General features: G+C 32.5%; 12 protein-coding genes. All 12 read right to left on the reverse strand.

What is annotated here, in order from left to right; all coding sequences use genetic code 11:
- Window positions 1–3: 3 nt before the first annotated feature.
- Window positions 4–369 carry an Asp23/Gls24 family envelope stress response protein gene (locus DYH56_RS00270; RefSeq protein ID WP_114640841.1) on the reverse strand — a complete coding sequence of 122 codons (366 nt, stop codon included), beginning with the start codon at window positions 367–369 and terminating at the stop codon, window positions 4–6.
- A 148-nt stretch (window positions 370–517) separates the two neighbouring features.
- On the reverse strand, window positions 518–1,873 hold the full coding sequence (accC, locus tag DYH56_RS00275; RefSeq protein WP_114640842.1) for an acetyl-CoA carboxylase biotin carboxylase subunit: 1,356 nt from the start codon (window positions 1,871–1,873) through the stop codon (window positions 518–520).
- 15 nt (window positions 1,874–1,888) lie between these two features.
- Window positions 1,889–2,308 carry an acetyl-CoA carboxylase biotin carboxyl carrier protein gene (locus tag DYH56_RS00280; RefSeq protein WP_114640843.1) on the reverse strand — a complete coding sequence of 140 codons (420 nt, stop codon included), beginning with the start codon at window positions 2,306–2,308 and terminating at the stop codon, window positions 1,889–1,891.
- Between the two features lie 80 nt (window positions 2,309–2,388).
- On the reverse strand, window positions 2,389–5,805 hold the full coding sequence (locus DYH56_RS00285) for a DNA polymerase III subunit alpha (RefSeq protein ID WP_114640844.1): 3,417 nt from the start codon (window positions 5,803–5,805) through the stop codon (window positions 2,389–2,391).
- A gap of 477 nt (window positions 5,806–6,282) precedes the next feature.
- On the reverse strand, window positions 6,283–6,900 hold the full coding sequence (locus DYH56_RS00290; protein ID WP_158538992.1) for a Fic/DOC family protein: 618 nt from the start codon (window positions 6,898–6,900) through the stop codon (window positions 6,283–6,285).
- A complete protein-coding gene (locus DYH56_RS00295; RefSeq protein ID WP_147269574.1) occupies window positions 6,890–7,084 on the reverse strand; it encodes an antitoxin VbhA family protein in 195 nt (64 codons plus the stop codon). Before DYH56_RS00295 ends, DYH56_RS00290 begins: the two co-directional genes overlap by 11 nt.
- A gap of 118 nt (window positions 7,085–7,202) precedes the next feature.
- Complete coding sequence (locus DYH56_RS00300; protein ID WP_114640847.1) at window positions 7,203–8,600, reverse strand: NAD(P)/FAD-dependent oxidoreductase; 1,398 nt, start codon at window positions 8,598–8,600, stop codon at window positions 7,203–7,205.
- A gap of 328 nt (window positions 8,601–8,928) precedes the next feature.
- A complete protein-coding gene (locus DYH56_RS00305) occupies window positions 8,929–9,900 on the reverse strand; it encodes a diguanylate cyclase (protein ID WP_114640848.1) in 972 nt (323 codons plus the stop codon).
- Window positions 9,893–10,465, reverse strand: coding sequence for a chemotaxis protein CheB (locus DYH56_RS00310; RefSeq protein ID WP_114640849.1), 573 nt, complete (start codon window positions 10,463–10,465; stop codon window positions 9,893–9,895). Before DYH56_RS00310 ends, DYH56_RS00305 begins: the two co-directional genes overlap by 8 nt.
- A gap of 1 nt (window position 10,466) precedes the next feature.
- Window positions 10,467–11,303 (reverse strand): CheR family methyltransferase, encoded by an 837-nt coding sequence (locus DYH56_RS00315; RefSeq protein WP_114640850.1) that lies wholly within the window; start codon window positions 11,301–11,303, stop codon window positions 10,467–10,469.
- A gap of 3 nt (window positions 11,304–11,306) precedes the next feature.
- A complete protein-coding gene (locus DYH56_RS00320; protein ID WP_114640851.1) occupies window positions 11,307–15,248 on the reverse strand; it encodes a response regulator in 3,942 nt (1,313 codons plus the stop codon).
- A gap of 171 nt (window positions 15,249–15,419) precedes the next feature.
- Window positions 15,420–17,342 (reverse strand): putative bifunctional diguanylate cyclase/phosphodiesterase, encoded by a 1,923-nt coding sequence (locus DYH56_RS00325; protein WP_114640852.1) that lies wholly within the window; start codon window positions 17,340–17,342, stop codon window positions 15,420–15,422.
- Window positions 17,343–17,574: the final 232 nt, after the last annotated feature.

Genomic DNA, 17,574 nt, shown 5'->3' on the forward strand with positions numbered 1-17,574 from the left:
CCTCTAATCTAATATTACTTCTTCTTTTAAAGCTTCTTTCACCTTAACATCTTGAATATAGACATTTACTTCTACCACTTTAAGACCAGTCAATTCCGTAATATTTTTAATTATATTTTCCTGTACACTGGTAGCTATTATCGGAATTGGGAACCCGTATTCTACAACTATATGTACATCTACACTGCACTCTTTTTCTCCTACTTCTACCTTTACCCCTTTGGTCATCTTATTGATACCCAAGATCTTATTTACTTCATCAGTTACTCCACTTGTCATCTTGTAGATTCCATCCACTTCCAATGTTGCCTTGGCTGCAATTACCTTTACTACGTCATCAGCTATTTTAATGTTTCCTAATTCAGACATCTGTCCACCTCCAAAATTATCTTACACTTATAAATACTTATACTTACACTTATAGTATATCATTTTTTTTATCATTTCCTATTTTTTTTATTAATATTTAAATTTTATTATTTTAAGGAAAAAGGAGGTTCATCCCCTCCTTTTTAATTTATCCCTTTAAATATTCAGGAAAATTTTTCTCTATAAAGTTAGTTGAATAGTTTCCACTTCTAAACTCCTCATTCTCTAATACTTTCTCATGGAATTTAATAGTAGTTTCTACTCCTTCTATCTTATATTCTTCCAATGCTCTCTTCATTCTGATGATAGCTTCCTCTCTATCAACCCCATGAACTATTAATTTTCCAATCATAGAATCATAGTATGGCGGTATGCTGTACCCCTGGTATGAATGAGAATCTACTCTGACTCCTATTCCACCTGGAACAATATATCTCTCCAATGTTCCTGCTGAAGGCATAAATCCATTTTCTGGGTCCTCTGCATTTATTCTACACTCTATAGCATGTCCGTGAAGTTCTATATCCGATTGTTTTATAGGCAGTTCATGCCCTGATGCTACGATTATTTGAGCTTTAATTATATCGAAACCTGTAATAGATTCAGTAACAGTATGCTCGACCTGTACCCTTGTATTCATCTCCATAAAGAAGAAGTCATTGTTTACATCTACTAAGAATTCCAAAGTTCCAACAGAATCATAGTTTATAGCTTTAGCTAATTTTACAGCTGCTTCTCCCATCTTCACCCTTACATCTTCCGGCAGGGTAGCAGATGGTGCTTCCTCAACTAATTTTTGATGTCTTCTTTGGATAGAGCAGTCTCTCTCTCCTAAATGAACTACATTTCCAAATTTATCTCCTACAATCTGAATCTCTATATGTCTTGGGTTTTCTACATATTTTTCCACATAACAATCCGGATTTCCAAATGCTGCATCGGCTTCATTTTGAGCTGCTCCAAAATTTACTGCAAACTCTTCATCATTCCTAGCTATCCTCATTCCTTTTCCACCGCCACCAGCAGTGGCTTTTATCATTACCGGGTAACCTATCTTCTCATGAACTATTTTTCTGGCATCTTCCATCTTATGGATTATTCCAGTTCCATTGGTAAGTGGTACTCCATTTTCTACAGCTGTGGCACGAGCCGTAGCTTTATCTCCCATATTGTTGATACAGTCCGGGCTGGGCCCTATAAATACTATTCCGTGTTTTTTGCATATCTTTGCAAATTCAGCATTTTCAGCTAAGAATCCATATCCCGGGTGAATAGCTTCTGCCCCTGTAGCCTCTGCTGCTGCGATTATATTTGGTATCTTCAAATATGACTCGGTACTCATTGCAGGCCCTATACATATAGATTCATCTGCTAACATCACATGTAAACTTTCTTTATCTGCAGCAGAATACACAGCAACTGTCTTTATCCCCAATTCCTTTGCTGCTCTAATTATTCTAACTGCTATCTCTCCACGGTTAGCGATTAATATCTTCTTAAACATCTTTTTTCCTCCTAATTATTCTCCTATTTTAACCAATACTTTTCCGTATTCGGCAACTTCTCCATTTTTTACTAAAATTTCTTTTATTTCACCATCAAATTCACTTTTTATATCGGTTTTAAGACCTATTGCTTCTACATAACCAACCTTTTGACCTTTTTTTACGGTCATCCCCACTGTTATCATAGGATTTTCATCTTTATCTATATAGTAAAATCTCCCTACAGTTTCAGATATAATCTCCTTTATATCTTCTACAGCTACCTCTTCTGCCATTTCTTCTATTTCTTCTACCTCTTCTATGCTCTCACCCAATACTAGTTTCGGTTTTTTTATAAAAAGTTTAAATTCTTTTTCCTCTATAGATATCTCTGTAAGTTGTGACTCACCTATAACTTTTATTATCTCATTGATAGTATTCATGTCGTTTTTCATCTTGCCTCCCCATAATCTCTTTTAGTCGCTCTAAATTTTAACATATATAATATGTTCTTTCAAGAAATAAAATACACCTGTTATTTAATCTTCATTTTATCTATTCCCAGGAGTTCTCCTACCTGGTGGATAAACTCTCCACCGGGTTCCACTTTATATTTTTCTCCCAGCTCAACCACTCTGTTTCCACCCTTTTCCCGAAGTGCAATATAGACCTTATGTTTTCCCCTGTGATTCAACAGTGTCTGCTTTAATTTTGGCAGTTTTATCTTGTTTTCTTCATCTACTAATATATAAACCTTAAAACCAGGAACCTCCACTATATCTTCTAAATATTTTAGGTCTCTAACAACAATCTTTTTCTCTTCATTCCCACCAAAAAAGTCCAGTTGTACGCTGCCTTCTAAATACACAGCATTTCCTTCTACCAGATAGTTGGATAACCTTTGAAATTCATTGGGAAAGACAGTGCAGCTGATAGTTCCAAAGTGATCCTCCAGGGTAAATACAGCCATCATCTGTTTATTTTTTTTAGTTATTATCTTTTTTATCCCGATAATTATTCCACAGGTCCTAACATGATGGGGTCTGTCAGCTTTTAATTCCACCAATTTATCCAGTTCATAGACATTTAACAGTTCATTGTATCTGTCCAGGGGATGCCCCGTAAAGTAAAATCCAAGGTACTCTTTTTCACCTTTTAAGATATTTTCTATCTTATATTCCTCCATACTTCCCATGGTAAAACTCTCTATGGTGGCCCGGGCTTCCCCGAATAGGTTCATCTGCTGAATCTCATCTTCCTTGGCTACACGGGCTGCATAAACCAGGGATTTTTCTATACAGCTGTATTTTTCCCTTCTGTTTCCCGGCAGACTATCCAACGTTCCCGATAATACCAGAGCTTCCAAGGCTTTTTTATTCATCCCTATCTTCTTGGTCCGAATAACAAACTCCTCAAAGGTTTTATATATACCAAACTCCTCTATGTCTTTACTGAGTTTATCTATTATTCCTTCTCCTAAATTCTTTATGGCAGACATACCAAACCTAATTTGGTCTCCATCCACTATAAATTTATTATTAACTTTATTTATATCAGGTAAGCCCACATCTATCCCATGGCTCTTGGCATCATCTATATATATTGCCAGCTTGTCGTTATTACCACGTTCAGAGGTCATGAGAGCTGCATAGTAATACTTTGGATAATACTCCTTAAAGTATGTCGTCCAATAAGCTATAAGCCCGTAGGCGGCCGAATGAGACTTGTTAAATCCATAGCCGGCAAATTTATCTATAAGATAGAATACATCCTCTGCTATCTTTTTTTCATAGCCATTTTTTACCGATCTTTCGATGAAGATTAACCTGTTCTCCTCCATAAGTTCCGCTATTTTCTTTCCCATGGCACGACGAAGGAGATCAGCCTCCCCCAGAGAATAATTTGCCATGATAGAAGCTATCTTCATAACCTGCTCCTGGTACAGTATTACCCCATAGGTTTCTTTCAATACCTCTTCCAAACTTTCATGGGGGTATTTAGCATCCTTCAATCCATTTTTCACACCTATATAATCGTCTACCATGCCCGATCCCAGAGGTCCCGGCCGGTATAGAGCCAAAACTGCAATTACATCATCAAAATTATTGGGATGTAATTTTTTTAATAACTTCCTTACCCCTCTGGATTCCAGTTGAAATATCCCCAGGGTATCTCCCCTCTGAAGGGCATCGTATACCAGTGGAGCATCCAGTGGGATATCACTGAGTTCTATCTTCACCCCTACTCCGTCCTCTATATAATCCATGGTTCTTTGGAGGATCGTTAGATTTCGTAATCCCAGAAAATCCATTTTTAGCAGTCCCAAATCCTCTAATTCCTTCATCTGATATTGGGTGCATACCTGCTCTCCCTTGGAATCGGAATATAATGGCACATCATCGGTTAGGGGGTTTTTGGTTATTACTACCCCTGCTGCATGGACAGAAGCATGTCTCACCTTATTTTCCAGCCCTCTGGATATATCTATTATTTTTTTAGATTCCATATCTGTATCATAGGCTTTTTTAAACTCACCTATATCACGGATAGCCTGGTCTATTGTGTAAAATTGGGGGATTAATTTAGCTAATTTATCCACCTTATATAGGGGAATATTTAAGGCTCTTCCTACATCCCTTATGGCAGCTCTAGCCTTCATAGTTCCAAAGGTAATTATCTGAGCCACCCTGTCTCTGCCATATTTCCTTCCTACATATTCTATGAGTTCATGCCGTCTTTCCTGGCATATATCTATATCTATATCGGGCATAGATATCCGTTCAGGATTGAGAAATCTTTCAAATATAAGGTTATACTTTATGGGATCTAACTCTGTTATCCCCAGAGTATAAGCAACCATACTTCCTGCAGCAGATCCCCTTCCAGGACCTATGGGTATCTTTTGTCTTTTGGCATAGTCTATAAAATCCCAGACCACAACAAAGTACTCCTCATACCCCATCTTATTTATGATCCCCAGTTCATACTCTACTCTCTCTACTGCCTTTTCCTCTACCCCATTTGGGTATCTTTTATCCAGCCCATCATAGACCAATTTTCTCAGATACTCATGTACACCTTTAAATTCTTTCCCGACTTCATATTCAGGAAATTTAAATTTGCCGAATTCTATCTCTAAGTTGCATTTTTCTGCTATCTTTACTGTATTTTCCAGGGCATCGGAGTATCTGCCCAGTTTTTCTACAAGCTGATCTCTGCTTTTCATAAACAGTTCAGTTGTATTGATCCTCATCCTCTTCTCATCATCTATCCTGCTTCCTGTCTGTATGCAGATCAGCACATCCTGTAACCCATGCTGCCCATAGTAGGCATAGTGAACATCGTTTGTTCCCGCTACCTGAAGATCATGTTCCCTTGCCAGCTTATATAATTTATCGTTAATCGGATACTGCTCGGGAATCCCGTTGTCCTGCAGCTCTATATAAAAATCTTCCCTTCCAAAGATATCTATGTAGGAGTCTATAATACTTTTTAATTCTGCAGCGGTTTTCTCTTCTCTGATTCCACGGGCTATCTCTCCCTGCATACAGGCTGATAATCCTATGAGTCCCTCACTGTATTTTTTTAATGTAGTTTTGTCTATCCTGGGCTTGTAGTAAAACCCTTCCAAATATCCTATGGAGGATAGTTTCATGAGGTTTTTATAGCCTGTTTCATTTTTAGCTAAAAGTACCAGATGATAGGTTGTTTTTTCCTTGTCCTCCATGGAACCCAGGCTTATATATGCTTCCATTCCCAGGATTGGCTTTATCCCCCTTTTCCTGGCCTTTTTATAAAATTCTATGGCACCAAACATATTTCCATGATCTGTGATTGCCACAGCATCCATCTTTAGTTCCAGTGCACGATCTAAATACTCATCTATCTTCCCTACTCCGTCTAGGAGGCTGTATTCTGTATGTAGGTGTAGATGCACAAACTTATTTTTCATACTTTCCTCCCATTTTTCGATATTTATTTAAAAGCCTGACGCTGACTAAAATCTGACTGATCTTTTGAATTCAATTCTTTTTCTAAAAATTCTTAGCTTATGAAATAAGCTCTAGATATTTTGGTGATGACCCTTGCGGTTACTTTTTCGTTTCGATTCATGGGTATCAAATTTATTTATGCTCAATAAAGAAATTTAAATATGACTCACCAAAACGAAATGAACTCGTATTAAAGGCGAAACCTTTAGAATTTTCGATTCATGATTATTAAAATTATTTATATTCAATTAATAATTTTAAATATGTTCAAAGATTTTTAAATGCTTCAGAACGAAGAAGTGTCCTCTTTTCTATTATTATTTTATCACATTTTAACTGCGGTTTCCCAAAAACCTTGATAATAATCATTGTTAAATTACCCCAATATAAAAAAGATCTTCTACAACCTAGAAAATTCTAGTTTTGCGGGAGATCTTTTATATTTTTTCAATTTCTATATCCAACAATGATATTAATTTTTTATAATTACAATTATATGCTAATATCTCTGCATCTAATCTTTCTGAAGTTAGCGATTTAGAATAATCTATTTCATAGCCTGCTAGCAAACATAATTCTCTTATAAACTCTCTTATGGTTCTTCCGTTTCCTTCTCGAAAAGGATGAAGATGAATTAAATCTCCTGTCAATATAGCAATCTTTTCTATAAATTCTTCTTTTGTTAAATTTTTATAGTAATCTTCGGAGGCTATTTTATTCAAAATTTCATTACCTTGACTTTCTAAAAACCGGATATAACAAAATTGGCTTCCCTTCTTAGAAATCTCAACTTCCCTCGACTCTCCAGCAAAATAATAAATATCATGAAATAATTTTTTATGAATTTTTTTCAAATGTCTTAAATCAAAATTTCCATCTATAGGAATTTTTTCCAAATCCATTTGTCTTAGTTTAGTTATATAACGCTCAGCTTTTTCTAATTCTTCTTTATTTTTTAGGCCCAATTTATTTTTTAGGCCCAATTTATTTTTTAGTATATCAGTATTTTCATAACAATAAATTTTATCGACAGTTGTGTAATCTTTAGTATTCATAAGTGGCATTACCCGTTAGATTAGAGACTCTTTCCTTGTATTCTTTGATTAAAAGATCACTACTTAATTTTCCCATAGCCACTTCTTTAAGGGTTATCAAATCTCTTTTTGATAATTCAAATCCCTCTATTTCCATAGTTGCTTTTACTCGTCTGACTGCTCTATCAGCTTCTTTTGAATTCATAAACCATACCTCCTCTGTCCTTAGTTCCATAGTAATATTATACCATATCTTATTGCAAATCATTTAAAAAATCCTCCTACAAAACCAGATTTCTCTAGATTGCAGGAGGGGGATGTTTTTATTTTATTTTTTTTAAAATATCTCTTACTGCTAATATTCCCATTACTGCTGCGATATTTAATCCGCTTCCATAACCTGAGCTGTCTCCTGCTGAATAAAGACCTTTTACAGTAGTTTCCATATTTGAATCTATAGTCATCCTTGTGCTTCTAAACTTGATCTCTGGAAAATATAACAATAGATCGTTGGATGCGAATCCAGGAGTCACCTTATCATGTACCTCTATAAATTCCATGATGTTATCCAAAATCCTCTTTGGACAAGCCAGTGAAATATCTCCTGCTACATAGTCATCTGTTGTTGGCTCTATATTCAGTCTGGACATTCTTTCCTCTGTAGATCTTCTCCCTGCTTTCAGGTCTCCATATGACTGGCATAACACTTTCCCGCCTGTTAGCATCGTTGACATCTTAGCAATAGAAGCCGCATATTCAAAGGGCTGGTTAAATGGCTCTGTAAATGATTTAGTACATAGCAGTGCTAAATTTGTATTGGTTGATTTTTTATTCTTATATGCATGACCATTGGCTAACATAATATTGTCACTGTGTTTTTCTACAGCTATAAATCCACTGGGATTACTGCAGAAAGTTCTCATCTTATCATTATATTTTTTTGTATAAAATACCATCTTTGCTTCATAGAAGTTTTTATTGATAGTTTTCATAACTACATCGGGAATTTCTACCCTTACACCGATATCTACCGATCCAGCACTATAACCTATCCCGTGGGTCTGGCACATTTTCATCATTTGTTTAGCCCCGCTTCTACCTAAAGCTGTTATTATGTTATCACTATAGAAAGTTTTTTTCCCTTCTTTAGTCTCAATAACTGCACCTTTTACCTTCCCATCTTCAATGATTAAATCTTTGAAATCTGAATTCGAGCTAAATTCTACTCCCTTCTTTAAGAGAGTGTCTATTAATTTAGAATACAGTTCCCTAGAACCATCAGTTCCTAAATGCATAGTAGGAGTATCTACTAATTGAATATCATTTTCAATACATCTTCTCTTTATTAATTCCATCTCTTCGTTATAAACTAATCCTGTAGGTTCATCGTCAAATCCAAAATTCTTGTAGATATCTGAAACATACTGGATAGTCTCATTGACTAAACTTTTACTTGTTATAGTATGTACATCTCCTCCTACTCTATAGTCCATATTGAATTTAGAATCCGAATAAGCTCCTGCTCCACTTACACCATAGATGATAGCACAAGTAGGACATTTTACACATTTACCTAGCTTTTCTTTAGGACATATTCTTTTATCCAACATTTGGCCCTTATCAATCACCATTATCTTAAGGTTTGGATTTTTATTGATAGCTTCATATGCTCCAAAAACACTAGCTTGTCCCCCACCAACAAATATAATATCGTATTTCATTTTATACCTCCTAAAAATTAAAAAAATCTAAGTATATACATCTATATTAGTATACACTTAGATTAGATTTTATGTTTTCAAAGTTGCAAGCATCTATCTCATATTTTAAGATGAGATTATCTAAACCTATATAGTTTAAATCGAATACTTTACTTTTCATTTTTTCTCCTAAACTTACATTTTTTCTTTAAGCAATAATCATTTTATCATTTTTTATGCTTTTCTACAAGAATTTTTTAATTCAATAGATCCAGATAGACACATTAACTTATTCTGCCAAATTAAAACAACTGATATTATATGGTTTTTCAGCAGAATTCATAATTTTTTAGTATACATAACTTCTATTTTTACCATTCTTTTTGGCAATATATAACCCTTTATCAGCACAATCTATAAATTCTTTTTTTTCAATATCTCTTGTAGGAGCAACACTTGAAATGCCTATACTGACAGTTACAAATTTCGAGGTATCTACTCCCTCATTAACTATTTTTAAATTTTCTACATTTTTTCTTATTTCCTCTGCAATTAATTTTGCTCCATCTGAATCAGTTTCCGGCAGCAATACTATAAATTCTTCCCCGCCTAATCGTGCAACCTGGTCCGTTATTCTTCTCAAAGTCTTTTCGATGATTTTTGCAACATCTTTTAAACATTCATCTCCTTTAAGGTGACCATATGTATCATTAAAATTTTTAAAATTGTCTATATCAATCATTAATGCTGAGAAAAAACCATTGCTTCTAATGGTCCTTGCCCATTCTAATTTAAATATTTCCTCAAAGGCTCTCCTGTTAAAAACTCCGGTTAATTCATCAATTCTTATAAGGTGATTAAGTTTTTTTTCTACCATTTCCAATTGAGTTATTTTTTCTTCCAGTGCTCTTGTTTTTTCTTCGATTATTTTTGTCTGTTCGTTGAGTTTGACAAATACCTTTACCTTACTTTTCAAAATTTCATTGCTTATTGGTTTATACAGATAATCAACTGCTCCTAATTCATAGCCCTTAAAAATATATTCCTCTTCTTTATTGATGGCTGTAATAAAAATAATCGGAATATCCTTTGTCTTATTGTTAGCTCTCATCAATTCAGCAACCTCAAAACCGTTCATCCCGGGCATTTGAACATCCAAAAGAACAATATCAACTTTCTGTTTTAATAATATTTTCAGAGCATCATTTCCATTAGAAGCAGACAATATCTTTAAATTTTCACCTTCCAGGATCGCTTCCAATGAAATTAAGTTTGCCTTAGTATCATCTACAATAAGTATATTAGTGCTATAGTTACTCACAGTTGTTTCCCCCTATTTTTTTTATGTATCTATTAATCGAATCTAAACTCATAACATCACATGTTGAAACATATTTTAGTGCTGCTCGTGGCATGGTATCAAAATAAGCTTCTTCAGAATCTTGTACAATACATTTGCCACCTAATTTATTGATCTTTTCAATTCCTAAAGCACCATCTGAATTAGCTCCTGTCAGGATTATTCCCAGCAGATTATCCGTATATACCTCTGCAGCAGATTTAAAAAGTATATCGATAGATGGCCTTGAATAATTAACTTTTTCTTCCACCGATAAAGAAAATGTATAATCATCTTCAATGGACAAGTGATAATTTGAAGGTGCAAAATAAATAACACCATTTTTTATCTCTTCTTTATCCTCCGCTTCTTTAATCGTCAATTTATTTAAATTTTCATATATCTTTGAAAATCCATCTGTCCTTTCTTTAATATGGATCACAATAATTATAGGTAATTCAATAGTCGGCTCTAAATCTTTCAATACAATTTTCAGAGCTTCTATCCCCCCTGCAGAAGTTCCTATTACGATAGCTTTATATTTCATATTAACACCCTATCTTCTTTTTGTAAATTTTTGCAGTAGCAATACTTTCAAATTTTTCATTGACACTGGTAAATCTTAAGTTTTCTTTAGATCCGATACCAATTATCCCTCCTGGTATCAGACTTTCTTCAAACAACTCCAGAACTTGATTTTGTAATTCCTTATTAAAATATATCAATACATTCCTGCAGATAATTAAATTAGCATCAATAAAAATTTTATCTATTACCAGGTTATGTTCTAAAAACGTTACATTTTTTAATAGATTTTGATCAAATATAGCATGGTCATATTTTGCAACATAATAGTCCGAAAAAGATTTTCCCCCCCCTGCTTTTTGATAGTTTTTTGTCCATTTTTTTACCTCTTCTATAGGATATATCCCTTCTTTTGCAATATCTAACACCTGTTTATTGATATCTGTTGCATATATATTTACCCTATTTAACAATCCTTCTTCTTTTAATAAAATTGCCATAGAAATCACTTCTTCACCGGTAGAACAGCCGGCATGCCATATATTTATGGATGGATATGTCTTTAAAAGGGGGATCACTTCTTCCCGTAAATCTTTAAAAAATTCAGGGAACCTGAACATCTCTGTTACATTTATAGATAGATCTAATAATATCTGTTCCAGTACAACTCTATCATAAAGCATCTTTTCCGTTAACTCCGTTATATTTTTTAAATCATTTAATTTAACTCTTCTTAAAATTCTTCTTTTTAAATGACTTTTTGTATAATTTTTAAAATCATAACCATACCTTAAATAAATCGCTTCAATTAATAATTTTAATTCTATATTCTCTATTTCCAATAATTCTTTTTCATTCATAATTTACAACCAAACCCTGAGTAACGACAATAATTTATTTTTATCAATTGGCTTAGAAAGATACTCGTTGGCTCCAGCTTCAAGGCAGGCATCTCTGTCACCTTTCATAGCTTTTGCTGTCAAAGCAATAATAGATAAATTTTTAAATTTATCCATCTTCCTTATCTCTCTAATAGCCTCATATCCGTCCATAAGAGGCATCATAATATCCATTAAAACCAAATCAGGTTTTTTCATATCCTTTAGTTTTTTTAGTGCTTCAACCCCGTCATTTGCAACTTCTACATCAATCCCGTTCATCTCTAAAATACTAGATAACGCGAATACATTCCGCATATCATCATCTACGACTAATATTGTTTTATCTTTAAATATTTCGTCATCATTACTTGTGACAACATTCTTATGTTCTTTTACATTATGAACAAATAGTTTGATCTCATCCAATAATCTCTGACTTGATTTATCCCCCTTAATAATAATATTTTCAACTTTATTTCTTAATTCTTTTTCTTCATCCATACAAATTTCTTTACCTGTATAAACTATTATTGGAATATTTGAAAAATTACTATCTTCTTTCAGTCTTTCTATAAATTCAAAATCATTATAATCTAATAATCCTAAATCCAATATCAATAGATCTATATTATTTTCAGTTAGAATTTCTAATGCATTTTCCCCCGATCTGCTAGAAAAAATTTCAATATCTTTATAGTCATTTTTTATCAGTTCGGTCAGTGCATCATTCTGTATCTTATCATCTTCAACCACTAATATTTTATCGATTTTATACCCGCTTAATTCAGCATTCTTTAATATATTTTCAATTTGAACTTTACTTACAGGTTTTTTTAAAAATTCTACATCTTTTTCAAACATACTTTTTTCATAATCTCCGCCACTGATAATATTGACAGGAATATCCTTTGTTCTTTTATTGTTCTTTAATCTTTCCAGCACTTCTAACCCGTCAATTTTCGGCAGTCCTATATCTAAAATGATTCCTGTGGGCATATAATAGTCAGCAAGATATAACCCTATTTCTCCAGTTTCAGCAACAATCACTTTAAATTTTTTTGCTCTGCTGATATCCATTATAACCTTTGCAAAATTTGGATCATCATCAATAATGAGCAGTACTCTGTCATTGTCATTAATATCATGCCTGTCATCCAGTACATAGGGAACTTCAAAAGGTTTTTTAAATAGTTTTTCCCCTTCCTCTTTATTTATTTCTTCTATTAATTCATCGGATACTTTTTTTACAATATTTGTTTTTTCTTTTTCAAAATGAAAAGTATCGTATGTCACAGGTAAAGTTAAAATAAATTTACTTCCAAGGTCTTTAGTGCTTTCAGCCTCTAATGTCCCGCCTAATAATTCAGTGTATTCCTTGGAAATTGAAAGCCCCAGTCCTGTTCCGCCAAATTCTCTGCTTATAGTACCATCTTCTTGCTGGAAAGCATCAAAAATTGTTTTAATCTTGTCATCTGAAATTCCGATTCCAGTGTCATTTATTTCAAATTTAATTTTATTATCATCTTCTTTAATATTTAATTGAACACTTCCTTTTTTTGTAAATTTGAAAGCATTGGACATTAAATTTTTAACAATTTGTTTAACTTTAACTTCATCGGTCATTATATTTTCAGGCAATCTATCTGAAATATCAACTGAAAATTGAAGGTTCTTCTTAATTGATATTTGTTCAAACATCCCTAATATTTCACTTTTAAAGTCTTTAATATTCATCCTTGAAATATTGACTTCCATTTTCCCGGCTTCAACCTTGGATAAATCTAAAATATCGTTGATTAGTTTTAGTAAATCACTCCCTGAGGTGTTAATAGTTTTTGCAAACTTCCTTTGTTTTTCAGTTAAATTTGAATTTTTTTCACCTAATAATTCTGAAAGTATCAATATGCTGTTTAAAGGTGTTCTGAGTTCATGGCTCATATTTGCAAGAAATTCAGATTTATATTTATTTGATAAAACTAAATCTTTAGCTTTTCTTTCTAACTCTTTCTGACTGGTATTAAGCTCATTATTTTTATTTTCCAGCTCTTTTTTTTGTATCTCAAGCATCTCTGTATTTTCTTCTAACTCTTCATTTATGACCCTTAATTCTTCCTGCTGACTTTCTAACTCCGCCTGGGAATCTTTTAATACAACTGATTGTGTCTCCAGCTCTTCATTTGTAACCCTTAGTTCTTCCTGCTGTATCTGTAGTTTTTCAGCATACTCATTTGCAGCAGCCAATAATTTTTCTACAGTTTCAAAGTTTAAAATATTATTAATGGCAATCCCTATATTTATTTTAGCTAATTCTAAAAATTCAATTGCAGCATCCGAAAACTCCGATGTTGAAGCTATTTCCAATACAGCTACAACTTTACCCTGATAATTACATGGTATAACTACAATATTAGCAGGTGCACTGCTCCCTACCCCGGAATTTATCGATATATAATCTTTTGGAATATCTGAAACTACTATTATTTCTTTTTCTAAAGCTGCCTGCCCGACCAGGCCTTCACCAAATTTAAAAATATTTGGCAGCCCTTTTCTTCTTTTAAATGCATAACTTGCAGCCAATTCATATTGTTTTTCATCAGATTCCTCATTCAGTAGGTATACTACCCCGACCTGCCCGTCAATCTTTTTAGTGATAAATGAAATTAACTGTCCAAGTAAATTTTGCAGATCCTGATTTGTCTGAGAAATATCATTGATATCCATTTGTCCTTTTTGAATCCAATTTTTTCGTTTTCTTTCATCTAAATTCTCTTTCAACTTATGGATAAGCGAGCCATATCCTTTGGATAGTTCAACGAATTCACTGGATGAATTATCTGCAATATCCAATTTTACATCTAATTTATTAAAATCAAAATTTTTCATCTTTTCAACAAAATCAATGATGGGAGTAGTAATTTTACTTATTGCAATCCATAACAACATCAATGTTACGATTAATATTATTATCCCTGCTCCGATACTTCTATATGTTGTTTCCATAGTTTTATTTGTCAGTGTTTTTAAATCCGTAAATATATATATATACCAATTGACGTCCACCTGGGGTATTTCTATCTTTGAAACCACCTCATATCTGTCTTCGTTTTTCCTGGAAATTAAACTTTTTCCTTTTAATTCGTCAATGATGGAACTCACTTCTATCCCGATTTTAGAAACATTATTGTCATTTAAACCGGAATTAAAATTATTAAAAACAACCTTCCCCATATCATCCACTAAGGCTACATTTTCACCGGTGTTAACCAGTTGAGATATCAACTTTTCAAAATATTCCATTGAAATATCTATCCCTGCAACTCCTAGAAATTTATTTTTTTCATATAGTGGCTCCGCTATGGTAAACACTAATTTTTCTTCACCATTTTCAATAAATTTATACGGTTGTGAGATAATTGTCACCCCTGCTTTTTTTGCTTCTAAATAAAAATCATAATTCAGAATATTATTGATATTACTGATATTAACTTTTCCTGCTTCTTTTACAAGGTATGAAATATACTGGCCATTTTCAGCATACTTGTCATTGTTGATATAATCTGAATCTCTTCCGTCAAATGCGTCTAGCTCCATTACAATATTATAACCAATTATATTAGGTTGTTTAAGTATACTCTGTCCTATAATTTTTTCAAATACTTCTCTTTTATTGTAAATCTCATCATTATCTCTGATCGACATCAATATATTAGAAAACTCCTGATTTACTTTTATATCTTGATAAATTCTTTGTTCAATCTTTAACTTATTTATCTCTGCATTATTCTCTAATTTGAATACTCCTCCTTCAAATTCTAAATCTCTGCTATGTTTATACGAATATCCGATGAGTATCGTTCCTATAAAAAGTATTATGCTAAAAGCCCATGTAAAACCCTTTATTTTTATAGATTTATGTTTTTTCAATTGAAATTTCCTCCTAATTTTAATTTTTTACATATCCAGTTATTAACTAAACTTTCGCCGTGGTGCACGCATTAAAAACCGTAGAATAACATCTTAATATTATTACGGGCTTTGTAAGCGCGAGACATCAATTATTACAATAAAAAAATGGGGAGCCCCCATTTTTTCATTTTAGACTTTTTTAGTATATTCTTTTTCCTCTATTTTTTTCAATACGATTTCTAATTCTTCTGGTTTTCCATAGTAGTATCCTTGAAAAATTTCTACCCCCATCTCCTTTAACATATTTACCTCTTGTATAGTTTCTGTCCCCTCCACTATCACTTCTAAACCTAAACTCTTCCCTAACTCAATGATAGTTTTTATGATCTTCATATTTTCAGGACTCTCAAACATGTTTATTACAAATGAACGGTCAATTTTTAAGGTACTTACCGGCAGTTTCGATAAATAAGAAAGGGAGGAATACCCTGTACCGAAATCATCTATTGAAAAATTAATTCCTATTTTTTTTAAATTATCCATTTTTTCAATACATTTATCGACATCATCTATAAATGCACCTTCCGTTAGTTCAAAATTGATTCCTTTTAAAGTTCCGTGTTTAGTTATTATCTCCTCTGAAAAATATTTTTTATTAAAGTGAATGGGAGATATATTTAATGACACAGGAGTTTTTAACCTCACTATATCTTTTTTTACCTGCTCTATTAAAAAATAAGTTAAATCTATAATCAGTGAAGATTTTTCAGCTATTGGTATAAATATCCCCGGGGAGATATTCCCTTTTTCAGGATGGTTCCACCTCATAAGGGCTTCAAATTCAACCTTTTTAGTTTTTAGATTTACTTTAGGCTGGTAGTAAATTTTAAACTCCTTATTCTCTATTCCTTTTTTTATCTCATTTCCCAATAGATAGAATGCCCCGTCTCCGTGTTTTTTTTCAAAATCAAGCTGGTCAAATAAAGTCTTCATTGTAGTTTTTACAGATACATCTTTCTTATACTCCTTAAAAATTTTACAAATAAAGATCTTATAGTCGTTTTCCTTAGTTTGATTAAACTTATCTAAATTCTCTAAAAATCTTTTTTCTAATTTTATTACTTCATCTGAGTCAACTGAACCTTCTATAACCACTAAAAATTGATCTCCATTCAACCTTATAATTTGGTCCCCGCTTCTGAACGTTTCTCTCAATATAGAAACCAAAGAAATTATTGCCTTATCTCCTATTTCCATCCCAAATTCATTGTTGATATAGGATAGATCTACTATATCAAATAGCCCAAAATATATATTCTGATTGATTTTAGAAGCATTATTATAATTTATCAGTTCATTTAATTTTTCCATACCCTTTTCTCTTTTCAAAACTCCTGTAAGGTTGTCAAAGTTAGATTTTATATAGAGTTCTTCGGTAATTTTTTCTTTCTGGCTAAGTATTCTTCTGGTAGTAGAAATCAATAAAAGAACTAACAGTATTATTAAAACACCATTTAATATTATATAGGTAAATTTTTCTAAAATTCTTAAACTTAAATTTTCCATCTTTATATCTGCACCAGCAATATATTTTCTTCCATCTTTAGATTTCAACACCAGATATATCGACCTGAATCCTCCGCCTTTATCTGTGCTGTCTATATAATGTATATTTTTATTTTTTAATACATCTATAGTTTCCTTTATGGAATCATCTTCTAAATCTTTAAAATTTACCCAGTAAAGTTCTGTCGGATCTCCATTTTTCACCTTATCTATGTATTCCTCAACATCTCCTCCCACTGCTGTATAAGTAGGCATCCCACCTTCATCTATTACGGTAAACAGATAGTCAACATTATTTGCCCTTGACATCTCATTCAAAATTTTTGTTGCTTCCAATGCTTCTTCATCGGTATGTGAATTTTCATCCATACCTTCAAACGTATATTCATCTCCTAAATAATATGGTATATTTTTTGCCGCCCTGTACAGATTTGAATTTATCGCCTGTAACTCCTTATCTCTCAAATATGAATATCCTAAGTATCCGTAGATAAATATTCCTATTGTCAGTAGTACAAAAATTTTCATATTCTGCTTTACCTTCATCTATTCTCCTCTATGTTAAATTATTAATTAAATAATCATGTCCAATCATCAGTTATTACGCCTGTATTTTTTTCTTACTATTTAAATATATATTTTATTCAATTTTTTTGCAAATTAATTTCATACATATTAAAATAAATTAATTAGTTTTTAAGTTTTTTATTTCTATTTTTGTACAAATATTACTTTATTTACACTTTTTTTTTTCTATGGTATATTTAATTATAAAAAT

The organism is Psychrilyobacter piezotolerans (genome assembly GCF_003391055.1).
Lineage (GTDB): Bacteria > Fusobacteriota > Fusobacteriia > Fusobacteriales > Fusobacteriaceae > Psychrilyobacter > Psychrilyobacter piezotolerans.